At 81.0% G+C, this 2,057-nt stretch carries 2 protein-coding genes; both read right to left on the bottom strand.

The genetic code is table 11. The features are described from left to right. On the bottom strand, positions 1-1,428 hold a 1,428-nt coding region (locus GTR00_RS19745), incomplete at its 3' end, for a lipid II flippase MurJ (protein WP_166613254.1). Further along, positions 1,425-2,057, bottom strand: a 633-nt coding sequence (locus GTR00_RS19740; protein ID WP_166613253.1) for a hypothetical protein, incomplete at its 5' end; no start/stop codon positions are given. The genes GTR00_RS19740 and GTR00_RS19745, both read right to left, overlap by 4 nt.

The following is a 2,057-nucleotide window of genomic DNA, read 5'->3' as shown; positions in this document are numbered from 1 at the left end:
CGCCAGCACCGCCGCGAGCAGCGCGCGCGGCACCCCGGCCAGCGCCCCGCGCCCCGCGGTGCGCCGCGCGGCGCGCAGCAGCAGCACCCCGGCCAGCGTCAGCCCCAGCGCGTGCGCCGCCGCCAGGGCCGTCACCACCCGCCCGGGCGGCAGCAGCGCCGTCGCCACCGGCATCCCGGCCAGCACCAGGGCCCAGCCCGCCACCGTCCCGCCGGCGGCCGCGCGCCCGGCGCCCAGCGCGTACAGCGCCCGGGTCAGCAGGGCCACCAGCCCGTGCCCCAGCAGCCCCGGCGCGACGACGACCAGCGCCAGCGCCAGGTCGTCCGTGCGCCCGGAGCCGGCGCGGCCGACGACGAAGACCGTCGCCACCGGCGCCGCGCTGGCCGCGAGCACCGCCGCGCCCAGCGAGCTGACCAGCAGCACCGTGCGCACCGAGCGCGCCAGCAGCGGACCCAGCTGCGCGGCCGCGCCCTCCTCGGCGGCGCGGGCCAGGCGCGGGAAGACCGCGGTGGCGACCGGGACGGCCAGCACCGCGTACGGCAGCAGGAACAGCGTCCAGGCGTAGCTCCAGCGGTTCACCGCCCCCGGGGCCGCGCCGTTGCTCAGCAGCAGCACCGCCACCGACACCGCCTGCTGGGCCAGCAGCACCGCCAGCCCCGACAGCGCCAGCGAGCGCAGCCGCGGCCAGTCCCCCGGGGCCGGGCGCAGCGCCGGGCGCCAACGCACCGCCGAGCGCAGCGCCGGCGCGTGCGTGGCCACCAGGGCCACCACGCCCAGCGTCGTGCCCCCCGCCAGCACCGCGACCGCCGCCGCGGGCACGCCCGCCAGCCCGGCACGCACCGCGGCCGCCGGCACCACCGCCCCCACGAGCAGGTAGCTGGCGCCCACCACGAGGCTGGAGACCAGGGGGGCCGCGGCCGGGGCGGTGAAGCGCTGCTGCGCCTGCAGGGCGCCGGCCAGGACCACCGCCACCGCGTACAGCGGCACCTGCGGCAGGAACACCCACAGCATCAGCGCGCCCGTGGCGAGGGGGTCGCCGTCGCAGCCGGCCGGTGAGGCGCCGCGCAGCAGCAGCTGCAGCAGCGGGCGCGCCAGCAGCGCCGTCACCCCGGCCACGGCGGTGAGGACCAGCACGCTCCACGTCAGCGCCGCCGAGGCGGTGCGCGAGGCCGCCGCCCGCTGCGCCGGGTCCGGCGAGGCCAGCCGCGCCGACAGCAGCGGCACCAGCACCCCCGCCAGCGCGCCGCCGGCGACGACCTCGAACAGGACGTTGGGCACCTGGTTCGCCGTGGTGTACACCGTCCCCAGGCAGCTGTCGCCGACCGTCTTGGAGAAGACGAGCACCCGCCCGAAGCCGGCCAGGCGCGCCGCGACGGTGAGCGCGGCGACCGAGGCGGCGGCCGCCGCGATCGAGCGCGCGCCCCTCACGGGCGCCCGAGCCGGTCCAGCTCCCGCAGCAGCGGGGACGCCTCGATCACGCGGCTGAAGCTGACCCGCTCCGAGGCCAGGGTCAGCGCGGTGACGACGGTCAGCGCGGCGGTGCGGCCGGTGCGGCCCCAGCGCGCCAGGCAGGCCACGCCCAGCACGGCGCCCAGGGCGTTGGCGCCGGTGTCGCCGAGCATGCTGCGCCCGGCCAGGTCGTCGGGCAGCACCGGCAGGCAGGCCCCGGCGACGGCCGCGGCCAGCGGCCGCGCCCGGGGGGCGCCGGTGCCGCCGGGCGCGCCGGTGGCCAGCGAGGCGGCCAGCACGACGGCGAGCTTGCCGGCGCGCCCGGGGCGCAGGTCGAACAGGTTCAGCAGGTTGGCGCTGCCGGCGACCAGGGCGGCGGCCAGCGCGGCGTCGGCCAGCTCCCCGGGCCGGCGCGGTGGCCGCGCAGCGGTGAGCAGCGCGCACGCGGCGCCGGTGGCGCCCAGCCCGAGGACCTTCACCGCGCCGGTCGTCAGCCGCCCCCGGCGCAGCGCCGCCAGGTGCCCGCGCAGGCCCCGGGCGCCCGCCTCGCGCTCCCCGCGCCGCTCGGCGAGGTCGTCCAGGGCGCCGAAGCCTGCACCGCCCAGGGC

Source organism: Kineococcus indalonis (assembly GCF_009906395.1).
GTDB lineage: Bacteria > Actinomycetota > Actinomycetes > Actinomycetales > Kineococcaceae > Kineococcus > Kineococcus indalonis.
This window is presented reverse-complemented; position numbering and strand designations above follow the sequence as displayed.